An 18,337-nucleotide genomic window follows, 5' to 3' on the forward strand; every position below is an offset into this window, starting at 1 on the left:
TGGTCTTCACAAAGAAGTTGACACCTGCCCCGTTTCGCGTTGGTGAAGTGTATCGATTTGAGTGAAACGGAATTTCGTCCATGATCATCATTGCTGGCCTCGGCAACCCAGGCAATCAATATGCCGGCAACCGCCACAATATCGGCTTCATGGCCGTCGATGCCCTGCAACGCCTGCCCTCCTTCACGCCGTGGTCGAGAAAATTCAAGGCGGAAATCTCCGAAGGAGAGATCGCAGGTGAGAAAATCCTGCTTATGAAACCGCTCACCTTCATGAACCTGTCGGGTGAATCTGTCGGCGAAGCGATGCGCTTCTACAAACTGACGCCCGGCGACATCATCGCCATTCACGATGAACTGGATCTGCCCGCCGGACGCGCCCGCATCAAGACCGGTGGCGGACATGGCGGCCATAATGGGCTGAAATCCCTCGACGCCCATTGCGGCAAGGAATATCGCCGCCTGCGCCTCGGCATCGGCCACCCGGGAGATAAGGACCGCGTGCATGGTCATGTGCTTGGCGATTTTGCTAAGGCCGACAAGACATGGCTTGATCCGCTGCTCGACGCGATCGCGGACAATGCCGCCATGCTGGTGAAGGGCGAAGACTCCCAGCTTATGAACAAGCTGGCACTTGCCACCGGCACAAAGACCGACGTTGAAAAGCCCGCCAAGGCAGCAAAGCCAGCAGCACAATCACACATCCATCAGGCGCGAAACCACGCCCAGCCCAAGAAGCTGCCGGAGACCGGCCCTATGGCCGAGATGCTGAAGAAGATGTTCGGCAAGAAGGACTAATCGCCGAGGCGGATGTCAGGCTCAGGGAGTTGGAGATGGTTCAGACGGAAGCGCCGTCAACAGAGGGGAGCACAGTCCGTTATCTTTTGAGCCCGGACGAGTTTGCCAACGGCTACGAACATTTCCAGCGCAAGAACAGGACGTCGTATATTATCCTTGCCGCTGGCCTCGCCTTGTTTCTGGCGGCCACCAACTATCGGATCGCCAGTTCGGACACAGCAAGCCTCTCTGATTATCTTCAGGCGAATCTGCTCGCTTTCCCGTTCGTGCTCTTCCTTCTATATTTCTACAGGGTATACAGCCTCAATCGAGTGCGAAAGAGCGTTATGCGCTCGCCCTTCTTGAAGTCGGAACTCACGACCGCCTGGGATGAAAATGCGCTGATTGTTCGCACTGAAGACGCCTTTCAGCGCTATGATTGGACGAAGTTCGAGTGCTGGACGGAAGATTTGCACATCTTCACCCTCTTCATCCAGCCGAACTGGTACATCCCTTTGCCCAAGCGGGCTTTTACGCCAGCATTGCAAGATAGTCTCAGGGCGCAACTGACGAGAACAAGCATCCCCTTCATCAAGCTCATGCCGTTCTGAAACAACCAAGTCCATTCCAGCGGACACATGCGAGCGGCAACTTGAAACGGCCCCAAGCAACACCATCTCTGTTCCATGACCAATATCATCGGTTTCACTTTCACCTTCTCGAACAAGGCGCTCCATGGATAAGGAAGCGCCGCATCAAAGCATGGCGGCGGCACTCAAGCATCTGCCGCATGACCTTCCCGACCGCGTCACGCTCGATTGCCTGCTGGACCGGCTTGGCGACAAGGCGATTGCCTTCGTCCTGTTGGTCTTCGCCATTCCCGCGATCATTCCGACGCCTGGCATTCCGGCTGGCATGATCTTCGGAACGGCACTCGCGATCCTCTCGCTGCAGATGATGTTCCGGGCACGTAGGTTGGTCCTTCCCGCTATTCTCGGCCGGCTTTCCGTCTCTCGATCGATCATAGAATTGACGGCAGACAAGGCCGCACCGCGACTGGAGAAACTGGAAGCGCTGCTGAAACCGCGCGGGCACGTGTTGGCGCGCTTCGCCGGACCGGCCTTTATCGGGATCGTGATTTTCCTGATGTCAGTGATCATTGCGCTTCCAATCCCGTTCGGCAACACGCTACCCGGCATTACAGTGCTGATCATCGCCTTGGCGCTGGCGCAACGCGATGACCTGGCGCTTCTCGGCGGACTGGTTCTGGCCGTCGTCTCGGTGCTCTTCTCCGTCGGCATCGTCTATGGTGGCTGGGCACTGATATCCGCCTGGTTTGGGCTCAGTCCGCCTACAGTCTAACCGCGAAAGGGCGGATTTCTCGCCCTTTGCTGCAACAAGGCTTGACCTTGCTCCGGCGTTTCCGCAAAAGGCTGGCAATCAGAAATTCAAAAGTTAAAGACAGGTTTAAGCCATGGGCTTCAAATGCGGTATCGTCGGCCTGCCGAATGTCGGCAAGTCTACCCTCTTCAACGCGCTAACGAAAACGGCAGCGGCACAGGCGGCAAACTATCCTTTCTGCACCATCGAGCCGAACACCGGTGAAGTCGCCGTGCCGGATGCACGCATGCGCGTTTTGGCCGACATTGCCGGCTCGAAGGAAATCATCCCGACGCGTATCTCATTCGTCGATATCGCCGGTCTTGTCCGCGGCGCATCGAAGGGCGAAGGCCTCGGCAACAAGTTCCTGGCCAACATCCGCGAAGTGGATGCCGTCGTTCACGTGCTGCGCTGCTTTGAAGATGACGACATCACCCACGTCGAAGGCCGCATCAATCCGGTCGGCGATGCCGAGACCATCGAAACCGAGCTGATGCTCGCCGATCTGGAAAGCCTGGAGCGCCGCGTTGAGCAGACGCGCAAGCGCGCCACCTCGAAAGACAAGGATTCGCTCGCACAGCTGCCGGTCATGGAAGCGGTGATCAAGCTTCTCAACGAAGGCAAGCCCGCGCGCCTTCTGTTGAAGACGCTGGCAGCCGATGAGATCGAAGTCCTCAAGGGCCTGAACCTTCTGACCTCACACCCGGTCCTTTACGTCTGCAACGTGGCGGAAGCCGATGCTGTCGATGGCAACGAACACACCAAAGCCGTTGCCGAAATGGCAAAGGCGCAAGGTGCCGAATGCGTCATCATTTCCGCCGCGATCGAATCCGAAGTCGCACAGTTGCCGGAAGAGGAATCCAAGGAGTTTCTCTCGGCGCTTGGTCTTGAAGAGGCCGGCCTCGACCGTCTGATCCGCGCCGGTTACCACCTCCTCGACCTCATCACCTACTTCACCGTGGGCCCGAAGGAATGCCGCGCCTGGACCATCGTCCGCGGCACCAAGGCCCCGCAGGCAGCCGGCGTCATCCATACCGATTTCGAACGCGGCTTCATCCGCGCCTTCACCATCGGCTATGACGATTACGTCGCCTACAAGGGCGAAGTCGGCGCCAAGGAAGCTGGCAAGGGCCGCGATGAAGGCAAGGAATATGTCGTCCAGGACGGCGACGTCATCCACTTCCGCTTCAATACCTGATCGAAGACAAGGCTGCAGGGGGCTAACGCCTGCGGCGCATGGACGGCGACGAAGCTGCGTTGCCGTCCCTAATCCTAAGATAGCCTTGGACTTTAGCCGACAGGGAGCGTTCAAACGTCTAGTCGCATTCTAGTCTTAGAGGCGTTGCTGTTGCCCGTTGCTGAGGGCAACTCATCCCCCATTTTCATCAACCCGTGACCGTTCTGACCTTTACGTAAAGGGAATATTTGCGTTAGCTTACGTGAGAGTCCATTTGGAGGCTCGGCGCAGAGGACGCGAAAAGCATCGACCGATCAACCCGTCCGACTGTCCAAACAGGCTCAGAGCATCACGGGACGGAGGAGTAAGCTCGTGAAATATAGTTTCGAAGATTTTGCGCCCGGGCGCAGCTTTCCACTTGGACCCAAGACGGTGACGGCGGAAGAAATCATCGAATTCGCCCGGGAATTCGATCCACAGCCCATGCATCTCTCAGAAGAAGCTGGCAAGGCCAGCATCCTGGGTGGTCTTGCCGCATCCGGCTGGCACACCTGCGGCATGCTGATGCGCATGACGGTGGACAGCTATATCAGCAAGTCTGATCCACAGGTGGGACTGGGCGTCGACTTCGTCGAATGGAAGAAGCCCGTTTTAGCAGGCGACACGCTGAGCGGTACATCCAAGGTCATGGATCGTCGCGTGTCGAAATCCCGACCGGACCGAGGCGTCGTCAAGCTGCGTCATGAATTGCAAAATCAGCACGGCGAGACGGTCTGCATCGTTGAATTGAACGCCATGGTGGCAACATCGGCGGAGGCGACGTAATGACGTTCATCGAGCTCTACCCTGCCGGCCAAAGACTTGAACTGGGGACCATCCACTTCTCGGCGGAATCGATCATCCGCTATGCCGAAAAATTCGATCCGCAGCCGTTTCACCTGAGTGAAGAAGGCGCCAGGAACTCCGTCTTCGAAGGTCTCTGTGCATCCGGCTGGCAGACAAGCGCATCGTGGATGAAGTGCTTCCTGAATTACTGGACGAAGGAAGTGAAACGATTGACAAGCGAAGGCATCGAGCCACCAAAGCTCGGTCCCTCCCCCGGGCTTTCTGAACTCAGGTGGCTGCATCCGGTCTATGCCGGAGACGACGTCACCTATTTCACCACGCTCCTCAACGCTCGCCCGCTGGCCTCGCGCCCCGGCCTGCTGATGAACACGACACTGAACGAAGGCGTCAACCAGCGTGGTGAACTCGTGGTGACGTTTGAAAGCAAGGTCTTGGAGTTTGAGTAGACGTCAGACCGCGTCGCGCAAAGCGGCAGCTCTTGCGCGACAGACTTTTCGACAATGACGGCAATATCCCGCCCAATCCCCAAAGATCAGTGCCCGGAGAACTCCACGAGCGTCCGCACCTCGACGCCAAGGTCTTCCAGCTTCTTGCGACCGCCAAGATCAGGCAGATCGATGACGAAGCAGGCCGAGACGATCTCGGCGCCCATTTGCCGCAAGAGCTTCACCGCGCCTTCAGCCGTTCCGCCTGTTGCAATCAAGTCATCCACCAGAATGACTTTCTCGCCCGGCTGCACGGCATCGACATGCATCTCAATCTCGTCGACGCCATATTCGAGGCTGTAAGCCACGCGTACAGTGGTGTGCGGCAGCTTGCCCTTCTTGCGGATCGGCACGAAGCCGGTGGAAAGCTGATGCGCCATGGCGCCGCCCAGAATGAAGCCGCGCGCCTCGATGCCAGCGATCTTGTCGACCTTGGTGCCTGCATAGGGATTGACGAGTTCATCCACCGCGCGGCGGAAGGCGCGTGGATTGCCAAGGAGCGTGGTGATGTCGCGAAAGATGATGCCGGGCTTCGGATAATCGTTGATGGAGCGAATGGCGGCAGCAAGTTCCGAGGCAGTAGCAGTCATGATTTGTCCAGTTGATGTGACAGATTGGAAGGTTGCCGCACCTTATCAAGTTGATGTCGGCGAACAAACGAAAAAGGCACGGCCCTTACTCGCCGGTCGTCATGCCCGGCATTTTGGCCCATACCGGGCAGACATCTTCGAAAGAATGGGCGTGAGGCCGTAACGCCTCATCCTCACGATCGTCAAAACTTGCCCAGACAAGCGCAACGACCGGGTCATCGTCGATTGCGCCAAGCGTGCTACCGCAAGCGGCGCAGAAGGCGCGGCTGGAATAATCGGAGGAACGATAGGTCGATGGTGCACCGCCGCGGCCTGTCCAGAGAACATCATCCGCGTTGAACTCCACGAAGGTAAGGCTGGTCGCACCTGAGTGCCGCTGGCAGATCTCGCAGGAGCACGTGTGAGCATTGCGCGGCACGGCCTTGGTTTCAAAGCGGACAGAGCCACACAAACAGCCTCCGGTCCGGATTTTCGTCATCGAGCCGCTCCTACACGTCACGAAAAAGCCCCGCGGGTGACCGCGGGGCTCTTACGCAGATTATGCGAAAGCTATCAGTGCTCTTTCCGCGAATAAACCGACTTCTTCGTGAGGTAGATCAGTGCCGTGAAGATGAACAGGAATATCATCACCATGAAGCCGGTGCGCTTGCGCGCTTCCAGATGCGGCTCTGCGGCCCACATCAGGAATGCCGAGATGTCTCTGGAATATTGCTCCAGCGTCTGCGGCGTGCCGTCATCATAGGTCACCTGATCGTTGCTGATGGGCGGAGCCATTTTCAACGATGTAGCGCTGCCGAAATAGGGATTGAAGTGCGTGCCTTCCGGGACCTTGTAATCCGAACCATCCGGGTTCTTGATACCGGCTGGCGGCTCCTGATACCCAGTCAGCAGCGCGTGGATGTAATCCGGACCGCCTTCCTGATAACCGCCGATTATCGGGATCATGTCGATGATGAACTGCGGGAAACCGCGTTCCACACCGCGCGCCTTGGCGAGCAGTGACATGTCCGGAGGGGCAGCGCCGCCGTTGGAGGCAGCAGCTGCTTCCTTGTTCGGGTAAGGCGACGGGAAGTGGTCGGATGGCACAGCCTTGCGGGTGAACATCTCACCATCGGCATTCGGACCGTCCTGCACTTCGTATTCCGCAGCGAAAGCTTTCACCTGGTCTTCCGAGTAGCCCAGGCCTTCCAGCGTGCGGAAGGCAACCAGGTTCATCGAATGACAGGCGGAACAGACTTCCTTGTAGATCTTCAGGCCGCGTTGCAGCTGACCCTTGTCATATTTGCCAAAGGGACCGGCGAAGGACCACTTTTCCTCATGCGGCTTCAGGATGGGGAAGTGCCCGCCTGCAATCGCATGGGTGGTCTTGGACGCCAGATCATCGTGGCCTTCTTCTGCCGAGGCGGTGGTAAACCCGCCGAGGACGGCCATGAGCGCGATGCCGGTTACAAGCTTCTTCATTGTCATCACTCTCTCCCGCACTCAGATCTTCACGCCGGCAGGCGCGTCTGTTGTCGCCTTGGCGTTCTTTTCGAGAACGGCCTCGGTGATCGAATTCGGGATCCGCCGTGGCGTTTCGAACAGGCCAAGAAGAGGCATGATGGCGAGGAAGAAGCCGAAGTAGTAGAGCGTGCCCAGCTGCGACATCGTCACGTAAAGGCCTTCCGCCGGACGAGAGCCGAGCCAGCCGAGCATGATGGCATTGGCAACGAAAATCCAGAAGAACAGCTTGTACCAGGGACGATAGACCGCGGAGCGAACTTTGGACGTATCGAGCCACGGCAGGAAGAACAGCACGACGATCGCACCGAACATCACCAGAACGCCGCCGAGCTTGGAATCGATCGGGCCGACATTGAAGGTGATGGCACGCAGCATGGCGTAGAACGGCAGGAAGTACCATTCCGGCACGATGTGAGCCGGGGTCTTCAGCGAGTCCGCCATGATGTAGTTGTCGGGATGGCCGAGGAAGTTCGGCATGTAGAAGACGAACCAGGCATAGGCGATCAGGAATACCGAAACACCAAGCGCATCCTTCAACGTCGCATAAGGGGTGAACGGAACCGTGTCCGTCTTGCTCTTGACTTCGACGCCCGTCGGGTTGGTCTGGCCCGTCACATGCAGCGCCCAGATATGCAGGATCACGACACCGGCAATCATGAAGGGCAGCAGGTAGTGCAGCGCAAAGAAGCGGTTCAGCGTCGGCTGATCAACAGCGAAGCCGCCGAGCAGGAACTGCTGGATCCACTCACCCACCAGCGGGAAAGCGGTGAAGAAGCCGGTGATAACGGTCGCACCCCAGAAGGACATCTGGCCCCAGGGCAGAACATACCCCATGAAGCCGGTCGCCATCATCAGAAGGAAGATGACACAGCCGAGAATCCAGAGGATTTCACGCGGAGCCTTGTAAGAACCATAATAGAGACCGCGGGCGATATGCAGATAGACCGCGATGAAGAAGAAGGACGCGCCATTGGCATGCATGTAGCGCAGCAGCCAGCCATGGTTGACGTCGCGCATGATCTTCTCGACGGAGGTGAAGGCAACCGTCGTTTCAGCGGCATAATGCATGGCAAGCACCACGCCCGTCAGGATCTGGACGATGAGCATGACGGAGAGCATGGCGCCGAAGGTGTAAGCGTAGTTCAGATTGCGCGGAACCGGATAGGCCACGAAGCTGTCATAGATCATACGCGGCAGCGGAAGGCGGGAATCGACCCATCTCTCGATACCGGTCGATGGCTGGTAACTGGAATGACCACTCATTTCATCTGTCCCCTTATCCGATTCTGATCACGCTATCGGATGTGAATGCGAAGGTCGGAATATGCAGGTTCTCCGGCGCCGGACCTTTGCGAATGCGGCCCGCCGTATCGTAGTGCGAGCCATGGCAGGGACAGAACCATCCGCCGAAATCGCCCGCCTGACCGAGCGGAACGCAGCCGAGATGGGTACAGGAGCCGATCATGACGATCCAGTTTTCCTTGCCCTGACCGGCGGAGCGATCGATGTCGGTGGCTTGTGCGTCGGGCGCAAGGTTGGCGTTGCGGGCAACCGGGTCCTTCAGCTGAGCCAGTTCGACGGCATTGGCCTCCTGAATTTCCTTCTCGGTGCGGTTGCGAATGAAGATCGGCTTTCCGCGCCATTTGACGGTCAGCGACATGCCGGGCTCGACACTGGCAACGTTAACTTCGATGGAAGCAAGTGCGAGCGTGGATGCATCGGGGCGCATCTGATCGATGAAAGGCCATGCAACAGCGGCAGCACCAACAGCACCCGCCATCCCCGTCACAAGGTAAAGAAAATCGCGACGCGTGGGTTCACCCGACGTGTCATGGTCATTTACGTGCTCGCTCACCGCTACACCATCCTCTGCGCTAATTTCGTTGAAAATCGCATGAGTCCTCCCGCTCCGATTTGATCCAAGACAAACTCCATCCCCAGTGTCTTGGTCATGCTTGCGCGAAGACAAAATCGCGCTTGATATCTGTGATCGCAAAATATGCCCGACTTTGGCAAGAGGAAAGCACACAAAGCTGCCGTAATTTCGCCTCGAGAGGTATCTTTTTCATCCGTTTCCCCCTCCCCGGCTGGCCATCGTGCAACATTGTGTGAGAGCATGGCCCGTGGTAAGCGACATCCGGGAGCGCGAGAAGACGGGAATTTACGCGTGAAGGCACGGCTCAGCTGCATCGCCTCGATGGCGATCATCGCGGCTCTTTTTTCGATAAGCTTCAGATATATAAAAGATTTTTGGCTTCTGGCCTTTGTCAACAGCTTCCAGCTGCACATTGCGGTAGTGGCGGCCATCGCCTGCATCATTTGTTTCTGTCTCCTCCGCTCGCGCCTCTTCATCGCGCTTCTTGCATGGTCGCTCGTACTCTGCGCGCATGCCGTCTCCATGCAATATGATTTCGCAACCGACGGGCAGTATCTGGCCGGGGCCAAACCCTTCCGACTGATGTCGTTCAACGTGCTGCGGGAGAATCGGAAGAGCGCCGAATCAATCGCCGATGCCGTCCTGGCGTCTGAGGCAGACGCCGTTTACATCATGGAGGCTGGCGCTGTTCGCAGCGTGCTTGCGCGTCTACAACAGACCTATCCCTACCGCCTCGGCTGCGGTGTCGGCACACCGTCCTGCGATCTCTTGATGCTGTCCAAGCGACCCTTGCGCGACGCCAGGATCGGCACGCTGAGCTTTGTCAGTCAAGAGCGCGCAGGTTTCGCTCAGATAGACCTGGATGGCGTCACGCTCAATCTCGCGCAGGTTCATCTGACAAAGCCCTATTTCGACGAGTACCACGCTGAGGAACTGTCAGGCCTGTCGCGTGAACTGATAAACCTGAAGGGTCCTGTCATTCTGGCGGGAGATTTCAACTCCGCTAGCGTGGTTCCCGATATGCGCCGCTTCATGGAGAACGCGCAGTTGAAAAAAGTCAGCTGGGAACCCGCAACATGGCCGATCAAAGCCGGGCGGTTCGGCATCGCCATCGACCATGTGTTCGCCCGCAAGCCCGCGACCCTTATCAGCGTCCAGCGCCTGCCCAACAATTTGGGCTCGAACCATTATGGCCTGATTGCGGATTTCATGATCGCTGCGGAATAAGTCCTGCAACAACGAAAACAGTGGCTTGCCACGCCTTTCGCTCAGCCGAGTGGAAGCGCCTCAACGTCTTCCGCATCCAGGAAGCCGCCGGACTGGCGCGCCCAGAGCTCGGCATAAAGCCCGCCGCTCGCCACCAGTTCACTATGCGTCCCCTGCTCGACGATCCGCCCGGCATCCATGACCACCAGCCTGTCGAGCGCGGCGATCGTGGACAGTCGATGCGCGATCGCCATCACCGTCTTGCCCCTCATCAGTTCGTCAAGATTGCTTTGGATTGCTGCTTCCACTTCGGAGTCGAGCGCTGATGTCGCCTCATCCAGAATAAGAATGGGAGCGTCCTTGAGCATCACGCGGGCAATCGCGATGCGCTGGCGCTGACCGCCGGAAAGCTTCTCGCCACGCTCACCGACATGGGCATCGAAGCCCTTTCGACCGCGCTGATCTTCCAGGCGGGCGATGAACTCATCCGCCTGCGCCCGCCGCGCGGCTTCAAGCAACTCCTCTTCGCTAGCCTCCGTCCGGCCGAACATGATGTTGTCGCGAATAGAGCGGTGCAGAAGTGAGGTGTCCTGCGTCACCATGCCGATATGGGCGCGCAACGACTCTTGCGTTACATGCGCAATATCCTGTCCGTCGATCAGGATGCGCCCCTGCTCAACATCATAGAAACGCAAAAGCAGATTGACGAGGGTCGACTTGCCGGCACCGGAACGGCCAACGATGCCGACCTTCTCGCCCGGCGCGATGGTGAGGTTGAGGTGATCGATGACACCTTTGCCCCGCCCGTAGTGGAAGCTGACATCATCGAACTGAATGCTCGGCGTCGTCACCTTGAGCGGCTTTGCGTCCGCCGCATCGACCAGGCCGATGGGCTGCGAGATCAGTTCGGCAGCATTCTGCACCGTGCCGAAATTGCGCATGATGCCGTTGAACTGCGTCATCAGCCGCCCGAGCAGGAAGTTGAGCCGCAGCACCAGCGCAAGTGTGAAGGCAACGGCACCTGAGCTGATCCTGCCCGAAAGCCAGAGATCGATGCAAAGTGCGGCCATCGACGTGATCATAATACCGGATAGCAGCGCCATCGACGCCCTCACGCCGGTGATGAAGCGGGTGAAGGTCATGGTGGTGCGCTGGAAGGTGTCGAAGCCCTGACGCATATAGCGGTCATTGGCATCATCCCGGCCAAAGAGGCGCAGTGTCTGGATATTGCTGTAGGCATCCACCATGCGCCCGTTCAGCATGGAGGCGGCTTCGGCGGTCTCTCTCGAATGGAAACGAATGCGCGGCACGAAGTAGCGCGCCAGCATGGAAAAGATGCCGACCCAGAGCACGACCACCAGCCCGAGCCGCCAGTCCAGCCCACCGATCAGGAAAAGCATCGATACGGAATAGATACCAACGAACCAGACGCTTTCCATCAGCGAGGTGACGAGATCGCCCGCCGCCTGCCCGCCAGACCAGACCTTGGTGACGATACGGCCGGAAAAATCGTTCTGGAAAAAGCTCAGCGATTGCCGCGCCACATGCATGTAGGACTGCCAGCGCACGAGATTGTAAAAGCCAGGCGTTATGATCTGCTGGTCGACCAGTGCCGTTAGCATGGTGACGACGAAGCGCACCACAGCGATCAGGAACAGCATGCCAATCAGTTCATAGCCGTGGCTTGCCAGCAGGCCAGACCAGCCATCGCCCGGCTTCACGGTTGAGAGGATATCGACCAGCCGCCCGACGAACCAGAAGAGCGCCGCTTCGATCGCCGCCGTCAATCCACCGAGCACCAGCATGGCGAAGAACGGCGCTTTGGCCTGCCGGAGATAGTACCAGATGAAACGAAATGTGCTTTCCGGCGGCCTCAGATCGTCCTTGCAGGCGAAGGGCTCGATCCAGCTTTCGAAATAGTGGAAAACACGAGTGATGATCATATTGATTGTATAGGCGGATTCTTGGAACGGGCAAAGAAGAGGGCAGATTATATTTCGGTAATGCGGCCCGAAAACATCAATGCGTTACGGGGCCCAAAGGACGGACGACTCTCTAATGAAAAAACGCGGGAGATGTTCCCGCCTTCACGATCGATCGTCGCGCAATGGCGTTACAACTCGGTCCAATTGTCCTGTGCAAGCGCCACTGCCGTCGAGCCCTTCTCGAGAAGGCAATGGCAAGCCGCCGACCGAGCGCGCGGGCGACCGATTGCTGCACCGGCTGGTAAGCGGTGACTGGAAATGCAGTTTCATTCTCATGCTGAACAGGCGCATGATGCATGAAAATTAGACGAAAAAATCAGGCCCGCGCATAACAATGCGCGGGCCTTACATTCAGATATGCTGACGACACGAGCCTCGATTTATACAGGCTCCTATTCGCCTGCTTCTTGCATCTCCGGCTCCTCATCGGCAATGAAGCCGCCGGACTGGCGCTGCCATAGATCGGCATAGATGCCACCATGAGCCACGAGTTCGGAATGCGTTCCAGCCTCGACGATCTTGCCCTTGTCGAGAATGATCAGACGATCCATCTCGGTCAGAGTCGAGAGCCGGTGCGCAATCGCAATCACCGTCTTGCCCTCCATCAGCGCGAACAGGTTCTCCTGGATGGCCTGTTCGACTTCTGAGTCCAGCGCCGAGGTTGCCTCATCGAGAATGAGGATCGGCGCATTCTTGAGGAAGACACGCGCAATCGCGATACGCTGACGCTGACCACCGGAGAGCTTGACGCCGCGTTCGCCAACCTGCGCATCGAGTCCCTGGCGGCCATGCATGTCCACCAGCGTTTCGATGAAGTCCCAGGCATTGGCGCGTTTGGCCGCAGCGATGATCTCCTCATCGCTTGCACCCGGATGACCATAGGCGATGTTGTCGCGAATGGAGCGGTGCAGAAGCGAGGTGTCCTGCGTCACCACGCCGATCAGGCTGCGAAGACTATCCTGCGACACCTCCGATATGTCCTGCCCGTCGATAGTGATCCTGCCGCCCTCCAGATCGTAGAAGCGCAACAGAAGGTTCATCAGCGTCGTCTTGCCGGCACCGGAGCGCCCAACGAGACCGACCTTCTCACCCGCCTTGATATCCAGCGTCAGCCCATCGATGACACCCTTGTTCTTTCCATAATGGAAACGAATGTCATCGAACCGGATTGCTCCCTTATGCGCGGTCAGCGTCGGCGCGTTTGCAGCATCGACGATATCGTGCGGCTTGGTCATCATCGACATGCCGTCATAGACGGTACCGATGTTCTCAAACAGCGCGGTGACTTCCCACATGATCCATTGCGACATGCCATTGACGCGCATGGCAAGGCTGATGGCAATCGCGACCGAACCGGCCGTGACCGAGCCCTGCATCCAGAAATACAGACCGAGACCGGCGGTCGAGAACATGACGACCGCATTGTTGATATCGATCAGTATGTTGAAGCCGGAAATCTTGCGCATCTGGCGGTGAACGGTTCCGAGAAACACATTCATGCCTTCGCGCGCATAGATCTCCTCGCGTCCCGCATGCGAGAACAGCTTGATCGTCGAGATATTGGTGTAGCTGTCGACGATACGGCCCGTCATCATCGAGCGCGCATCCGCCTGCTCCTGCGCCAACCGGCCGAGTTTCGGCACGAAATAGGTCAGGATGCACAGGTAGATACCGAGCCATACGAGCAACGGGATCACCAGCCGCCAGTCGGCAGCCGCCACCATGAACAGCATCGAAATGACGAAGCTGATCGCGTAGACGAAAACGTCAATGATCTTCAACGCCACTTCGCGGATCGCGAGCGCCGTCTGCATGACCTTGGTCGAAACGCGGCCCGCGAACTCGTTGGCGAAGAAGGTCATGGAGTGGCGCAGCAGATAGCGATGCATCCGCCAGCGCGCGATCATGCCAAAATTGCCAGCCAGCGTCTGGTGCATGGTCATCGTGTGGATCGCGCCCATCAATGGCAACGCGATCAGTACGAGCGCACCCATGCCGACGAGATGCCATCCCTCATCCGCAAAAAAGGTCTCGCGGTTTGCGGTGGAGAGCCAATCGACGATGCTTCCGAGAAATTTGTAGAGCATCGCTTCGGCAATCGCGATGCCCATGGACATCAGGCCAAGCAGAAGAAGCCATGGCCATGCCGGCTTCACGTAATGCCAAATGAAGGCGATCAGCGTCTTTGGTGGTGTCGACGGCGTAGACGAAGGAAATGGATCGAGTCGTTTTTCAAACCAGCCAAACATGAGGCTAAGCTCCGAATAGAATACCCCGAGAGAGCACGCGCAATGGACGTAAAGCGCCACCGCCACAACGGGAAAACACATGGAACGTGGCCGTAACAGCCACATGACGAAATTTTAAATCGGAAAAATGCGGGAGACCCGCAGGGACACACCTAGGCCTGAAGCGGCACCACAAAGGCCGGGAGGTGATATCGATTGTACTGATGCATCTGAACCTCCTATGGCTGGTGTTGAAGATGACGCCTTGTAGCTCAAAATATAAGCATTGACTAGAGGTAAACGACCGCAAATCCAAGATTGTGTCGCGCAAGCATCAGGTTGTGGCGTTGAAGTGACAGGAGAATACCCCGCGACTGTTCACCAAAGGTTGGCCGTGCTAACCGCCTGAACCTCATCGAGAAGAGGAAAGCCATCATGTCGAACATCAGGATCGCCCTTTATCAGCCGGATATTCCAGGCAATACCGGCACGATCCTGCGGCTTGCGGCCTGTCTCGGCGTCGGTGTCGACATCATCGAACCGGCGGGCTTCGATATTTCCGATCGCAACCTGAAGCGCGCCGGCATGGACTACATTGCCGCGGCTGCACTCACTCGCCATGTCAACTGGGACCGGTTCGAAGCGTGGCGTGCCACCACCGGACGGCGCCTGGTGCTGGCCTCGACCAAGGCCGCCCTGCCCTACACGAAGATCGCGTATCGCCCTGACGATATCCTGCTCTTCGGTCGCGAAAGCGCAGGCGTGCCAGATCACGTGCATGACAAGGCGGATGAACGCGTTCTCATTCCCATGGTGGAGGGCCAGCGCTCCATCAATGTGGCGATGTCCGCCGCCATGATCACCGGCGAAGTTCTTCGTCAAACATTTTGGCCATAAATTTTTGGGCATTCTGAAAAGATTGTTTCAGAAAGTTCTGTACCGCAGAACTTTTCGCCCCTATATTTGTTAGCCAACGAAAGATTTCCCGCCCGATGTCTTCTTGCTCCGCATGAACGCATGCAGAGGAGAACCTCGCGCAAGGCTATTCTTTGATAATGACCGAAAGACGTAAAGGAGTGGCCGCTCATGGAATCCACCATCGTTATCGTCAATCTGCTTGGAGCGGTTGCGCTGCTTCTGTTCGGTCTGACGCAGGTTAAGGATGGCGTCACGCGTGCCTTTGGCGTCAAGCTCAGAACCATCCTCGCCACCAGCACCCGCAACGGCCCCCGCTCCTTCGTCTCCGGCTTTTTCGCAACCATTGCGCTGCAGAGTTCCACCGCCACGGCGTTGACTGTCGCCTCCTTCGCCGAGCGTGATCTGATCCGCCCACGCATGGCGCAGATCGTTCTCCTCGGCGCCAATGTCGGCACCGCCGTCACCGCCTGGATTTTCGCAACCGGTGTCGCGTGGCTGTCGCCGCTTCTCATCCTGTCCGGCATCGTGCTGCGCAAGGGCAGCTCTAACGCCCGCCAGGGCGGCGGCACCGCTCTGGTCGGCGTCGGGCTGATGCTGCTCTCGCTGCATCTCTTGAGCAACGCCACCGAGCCCATGCGCGCCTCCCCTGCACTCGGAGCCTTCATCGGCCTGCTGGATGACGCCTGGCCTGTCGCGCTGCTTCTATCGGCTGGTATGGCCTTCTTCTCCTCTTCCAGCCTTGCCATGGTCGTGCTGATCCTGTCGCTCGCGTCCGCTGGCATTCTGTCCACGGGGCTCATCATCGTTCTCGTTCTCGGCGCCAATCTTGGTGGCGCAATCCCGCCGGTCATCGCGACGATGAGCGGCCCAGCCGCCGCACGGCGCATCACGCTCGGCAATCTGGTCATCCGCGCCATCGGCTGCGCCATCGCCATGCCGCTCGCCTCCTATGGCGCGCTGGCGCTGCAACAGTTGCCGCTGTCGGAAAGCATGCTGCCGGTGGATGCGCATCTGATCTTCAACATCCTGCTGACGATCGTTGCATGGCCGCTCTCGGGTTTCGTCTCCGATCTGATGGCAAAGGTTGTGCCGAGCGATGTGCAAAGCGATGACGGCCCGCGCTTTCTCGACAAGGATGCGCTCGACACGCCGGTTGTCGCCCTGGCCAATGCCACGCGTGAGGTTCTGGTCATCGGCGACACGATCGAGCGCATGCTGATCCGCGCCGAAAACGCTTTCAAGCACAATGATCTGGCACCCCTCGCCGAAATCGCCACATTGGAAAAGAAGGTGGACCAGCTACAGCAGGAGGTGAAGATCTACCTCTCGCAGCTTGGCCGCAAGGGATTGGATGAAAACGATGCGCGCCGTTCGATCACGGTCATCGACTACGCCATCAATCTCGAACATATGGGCGACATCATCGAGAAGGGTCTGTGCGAACAGATCCGCAAGAAGATCCTGAACGGCTTCAAATTCTCCGACGAAGGCTATGACGAGTTGAAGACGCTCTTCGACATGACCATCGAGAACCTGCGCGCCGCCCAAAGCATCTTCGTCACCGGCGACCTATCGCTTGCCCGGCGACTGATGGAAATCAAAATCGATATCCGCCGCCTCGAAAAGCGCTCGTCGGGCCGCCACCTCGAACGTCTGCGCGACGGCTTGATGGAGAGCCTGCAGACCAGCTCGCTGCATCTTGACATGCTCCGAGACCTGAAGCGTATCAACGCCCATATCGTCTCGGTCGCGCATCCCATTCTGGATGAAAGCGGCATTCTGGGTGAGAGCCGCCTGCGTACAGCCGAGACGCGGGCGTAGGAGCTTAGCGGCGAGGTTCTTGACGGGCTCTGCCATCCGCGCCACCCATCTCCGTCATCCTCGGGCTCGCCCCAAGAATCCATCTTTATCTAAAGATTTCAGGAGGTTGTGGATCCTCGGCTCAAGCCCGAGGATGGCGGCAGTGAGTGTGGAGCGTCCCAACGCCCGCCGCTCAGTCCGCCGAGGGCAAACGCCGCATGGTGAACTCAATCTGGTCGCCTTCCAGCTGCCGCCAGCTTTCCACTTCGGTCCAGTAAGCGGCCTTCGGATATTCGTCGAACCATTCCTTTGCCTTGGCGCGTGCTTCGGCCCGCGTCATGCAAAAGGTCTGGCGCACGAACATGCCGCTTTTCTGGTTTTTGGAGACACCTCCATCGCGGTCGCGGCGGTGGGCAGCAATCCTGCGTTTCAAGCCTTCGAGCGGTGGCGGTCCGGTAAATTTCGTCATGCCAATACCTCTTGTCTTCAAAAGATAGTGCGCCACCGTCCGCTTGGCGAGTCGAAATTGTAACCGGGCCGAACCGCTGATACATCGTGAGGCAATAGTCGAATCGCATGAAGGAGACCGGATATGGAACGCCCCGTTTTGCCAAAGGGCCTGCCGGACGACATCGAGGACAAGAAGGCGATCGCCAAAGCCTGGTTCGAGAGCCTGCGCGATACCATCGTTGCCTCCTTCGAGACGATCGAGGATGAGCTTCAGGGACCGCTCTCCGATCAGCCACCGGGACGTTTCGTACAGAAGAAGTGGCTGCGCGATGATGGCGAAGGCGGCGGCGGCATCATGTCGATGATGGAAGGCCGGGTGTTCGAAAAAGTCGGCGTCCATACCTCCACCGTCCATGGCGAATTCTCCGAGGAGTTCCGCAAGCAGATACCGGGCGCCGACGAGGATCCACGCTTTTGGGCCTCCGGTATTTCGCTGATTGCCCATCCGGTCAATCCCAATGTGCCGGCGGTGCATATGAACACACGGATGGTGGTGACGACGAGCCACTGGTTCGGCGGCGGCGCCGACCTCACACCCGTCTTGAACCGTCGCCGCACGCAGGACGATCAGGATACGCAACTCTTTCACCGCGTCTTCGAGATCACCTGCAACCGGCACGCGGTCGCGGATTATCCGCGCTACAAGCAATGGTGCGACGAGTATTTCTTCCTCAAGCATCGCAACGAGCCGCGTGGCATTGGCGGCATCTTCTTCGACTGGCTGTATCCGGATGAAGAGAAGGGCGGCTGGAACGCCAACTTCGCCTTCGTTCAGGATGTCGGGCGCGCCTTCAACCTCGCCTACCCGAAGATCGTGCGCGGCAATTTCAATCAGCCATGGACGGAAGAAGATCGCGACGAGCAGCTGATTCGCCGTGGCCGCTATGTGGAATTCAATCTGCTACACGATCGCGGTACGATTTTCGGCCTCAAGACCGGTGGCAATGTGGAGTCGATCCTGTCGTCTCTTCCGCCCGTGGTGCGCTGGCCTTAAAAAGATTCGAACGATCACGAAGATTTTGATGGTCTTTCGCGTAAAGGGCCGATTTTTGAAAAA

General features: G+C 58.1%; 18 protein-coding genes. 10 read left to right on the forward strand and 8 right to left on the reverse strand.

Features of this window, described 5'->3' with window-relative positions; all coding sequences use genetic code 11:
* Positions 1 to 80 precede the first annotated feature (80 nt).
* The 6 genes from pth to QE435_RS09535 all read left to right on the forward strand — a co-directional run bounded on the left by pth (position 81) and on the right by QE435_RS09535 (position 4,625).
* Positions 81 to 797 (forward strand): aminoacyl-tRNA hydrolase, encoded by a 717-nt coding sequence (gene pth, locus QE435_RS09510; protein ID WP_349041182.1) that lies wholly within the window; start codon positions 81 to 83, stop codon positions 795 to 797.
* A 35-nt stretch (positions 798 to 832) separates the two neighbouring features.
* Complete coding sequence (locus tag QE435_RS09515; RefSeq protein WP_349041183.1) at positions 833 to 1,387, forward strand: YcxB family protein; 555 nt, start codon at positions 833 to 835, stop codon at positions 1,385 to 1,387.
* A 124-nt stretch (positions 1,388 to 1,511) separates the two neighbouring features.
* Positions 1,512 to 2,138, forward strand: a complete 627-nt coding sequence (locus tag QE435_RS09520; protein WP_349041184.1) for an exopolysaccharide biosynthesis protein — start codon at positions 1,512 to 1,514, stop codon at positions 2,136 to 2,138.
* Positions 2,139 to 2,250: 112 nt separating this feature from the next.
* Entirely contained in the window at positions 2,251 to 3,354 is a 1,104-nt protein-coding gene (gene ychF / locus QE435_RS09525) for a redox-regulated ATPase YchF (protein ID WP_349041185.1), read from the forward strand.
* A 351-nt stretch (positions 3,355 to 3,705) separates the two neighbouring features.
* Positions 3,706 to 4,158, forward strand: a complete 453-nt coding sequence (locus QE435_RS09530; protein ID WP_349041186.1) for a MaoC family dehydratase — start codon at positions 3,706 to 3,708, stop codon at positions 4,156 to 4,158.
* A complete protein-coding gene (locus QE435_RS09535) occupies positions 4,158 to 4,625 on the forward strand; it encodes a MaoC family dehydratase (protein ID WP_349041187.1) in 468 nt (155 codons plus the stop codon). The genes QE435_RS09530 and QE435_RS09535 overlap by 1 nt, the downstream gene beginning before the upstream one ends.
* An 86-nt stretch (positions 4,626 to 4,711) precedes the next feature.
* On the opposite strand, the gene QE435_RS09540 is transcribed toward QE435_RS09535, so the two are convergent.
* The 5 genes from QE435_RS09540 to petA form a co-directional block, all read right to left on the reverse strand.
* Complete coding sequence (locus tag QE435_RS09540; RefSeq protein WP_349041188.1) at positions 4,712 to 5,254, reverse strand: adenine phosphoribosyltransferase; 543 nt, start codon at positions 5,252 to 5,254, stop codon at positions 4,712 to 4,714.
* A gap of 85 nt (positions 5,255 to 5,339) precedes the next feature.
* Positions 5,340 to 5,732, reverse strand: coding sequence for a GFA family protein (locus QE435_RS09545; RefSeq protein ID WP_349041189.1), 393 nt, complete (start codon positions 5,730 to 5,732; stop codon positions 5,340 to 5,342).
* 74 nt (positions 5,733 to 5,806) lie between these two features.
* On the reverse strand, positions 5,807 to 6,715 hold the full coding sequence (locus QE435_RS09550; RefSeq protein WP_349042829.1) for a cytochrome c1: 909 nt from the start codon (positions 6,713 to 6,715) through the stop codon (positions 5,807 to 5,809).
* A 21-nt stretch (positions 6,716 to 6,736) separates the two neighbouring features.
* Positions 6,737 to 8,020 carry a cytochrome b N-terminal domain-containing protein gene (locus QE435_RS09555; RefSeq protein WP_349041190.1) on the reverse strand — a complete coding sequence of 428 codons (1,284 nt, stop codon included), beginning with the start codon at positions 8,018 to 8,020 and terminating at the stop codon, positions 6,737 to 6,739.
* Between the two features lie 13 nt (positions 8,021 to 8,033).
* Positions 8,034 to 8,612, reverse strand: a complete 579-nt coding sequence (gene petA, locus QE435_RS09560) for a ubiquinol-cytochrome c reductase iron-sulfur subunit (protein ID WP_306933726.1) — start codon at positions 8,610 to 8,612, stop codon at positions 8,034 to 8,036.
* A gap of 312 nt (positions 8,613 to 8,924) precedes the next feature.
* Here petA and QE435_RS09565 point away from each other — a divergent pair, with 312 nt between their 5' ends.
* A complete protein-coding gene (locus QE435_RS09565) occupies positions 8,925 to 9,860 on the forward strand; it encodes an endonuclease/exonuclease/phosphatase family protein (RefSeq protein WP_349041191.1) in 936 nt (311 codons plus the stop codon).
* A 41-nt stretch (positions 9,861 to 9,901) separates the two neighbouring features.
* Here QE435_RS09565 and QE435_RS09570 read toward each other — a convergent pair whose 3' ends face one another.
* Positions 9,902 to 11,782 (reverse strand): ABC transporter ATP-binding protein, encoded by a 1,881-nt coding sequence (locus tag QE435_RS09570; protein WP_349041192.1) that lies wholly within the window; start codon positions 11,780 to 11,782, stop codon positions 9,902 to 9,904.
* Positions 11,783 to 12,216: 434 nt separating this feature from the next.
* Positions 12,217 to 14,073: an ABC transporter ATP-binding protein gene (locus QE435_RS09575; protein WP_306933734.1), complete on the reverse strand. Its 1,857-nt coding sequence runs from the start codon at positions 14,071 to 14,073 to the stop codon at positions 12,217 to 12,219.
* Between the two features lie 414 nt (positions 14,074 to 14,487).
* On the opposite strand from QE435_RS09575, the gene QE435_RS09580 reads away from it, so the two are divergent.
* Together QE435_RS09580 and QE435_RS09585 are read left to right on the forward strand one after the other, a co-directional pair.
* The gene (locus QE435_RS09580; protein ID WP_349041193.1) at positions 14,488 to 14,949 is read left to right on the forward strand and encodes a tRNA (cytidine(34)-2'-O)-methyltransferase; all 462 of its coding nucleotides are present in this window, start codon (positions 14,488 to 14,490) and stop codon (positions 14,947 to 14,949) included.
* 189 nt (positions 14,950 to 15,138) lie between these two features.
* On the forward strand, positions 15,139 to 16,791 hold the full coding sequence (locus tag QE435_RS09585; RefSeq protein WP_349041194.1) for a Na/Pi cotransporter family protein: 1,653 nt from the start codon (positions 15,139 to 15,141) through the stop codon (positions 16,789 to 16,791).
* Between the two features lie 172 nt (positions 16,792 to 16,963).
* Here the strand turns inward: QE435_RS09585 and QE435_RS09590 are convergent, their stop codons facing one another.
* Positions 16,964 to 17,239, reverse strand: coding sequence for a hypothetical protein (locus tag QE435_RS09590; protein WP_306933740.1), 276 nt, complete (start codon positions 17,237 to 17,239; stop codon positions 16,964 to 16,966).
* 123 nt (positions 17,240 to 17,362) lie between these two features.
* Here QE435_RS09590 and hemF point away from each other — a divergent pair, with 123 nt between their 5' ends.
* Entirely contained in the window at positions 17,363 to 18,274 is a 912-nt protein-coding gene (hemF, locus tag QE435_RS09595) for an oxygen-dependent coproporphyrinogen oxidase (RefSeq protein ID WP_349041195.1), read from the forward strand.
* Positions 18,275 to 18,337 lie beyond the last annotated feature (63 nt).

The organism is Agrobacterium sp. SORGH_AS 787 (genome assembly GCF_030819035.1).
In the GTDB taxonomy this organism is placed as follows: Bacteria; Pseudomonadota; Alphaproteobacteria; order Rhizobiales; family Rhizobiaceae; genus Agrobacterium; species Agrobacterium larrymoorei_B.